Genomic DNA, 430 nt, shown 5'->3' with positions numbered 1-430 from the left:
CCGTCACCGCCGCCGCGTCAGATGTGGAACAAGGACCGGGCCCCGCCAGACGCCTGCGCCCGCTGTCGACCCCCGCCCGGCCCCGGGCGAACCCCACGCGCCCCACCAGCCGCGCAGGGGGCTGGGTATAATCTGCCCGCCCCGGCCAGGGCCAGCCGGCGTAGCCGCCGCTTCACCGCGCGCCTCACCGCCTTTGCCATTGCGCTTTCGGTCTGCCTGCTGCTGGCGGTGGAGCGGGGGCGCACCGGAGCCCGAGCCAGTTTCGCCAGCACCATCAGCGGCACCGACCGGATCGCCGGGGCCCGCGCCGGCGCGGTGAACCTACTGCTGGACTCGGTATTCCGCATCGGCAACGCCACCAACCACATCCGCTGGGGCCGCTTCGGGCATTTCGCCAGCCCACGCGAAGGGCAAGCGGCGGACCCGAGTT

1 pseudogene is annotated in these 430 nt (G+C 73.7%); it reads left to right on the top strand.

Annotated features, from left to right (window positions below):
- Positions 1-132: 132 nt before the first annotated feature.
- Positions 133-430, top strand: a pseudogene (locus DNK59_RS31415) (ABC transporter permease); the annotation flags it as partial.

Source organism: Pseudomonas sp. TKO26 (assembly GCF_003225665.1).
GTDB classification, from domain to species: Bacteria; Pseudomonadota; Gammaproteobacteria; order Pseudomonadales; family Pseudomonadaceae; genus Aquipseudomonas; species Aquipseudomonas saponiphila.
Note: the sequence above shows the minus strand (reverse complement) of the source record. Positions and strands in the feature narration are given on the sequence as shown.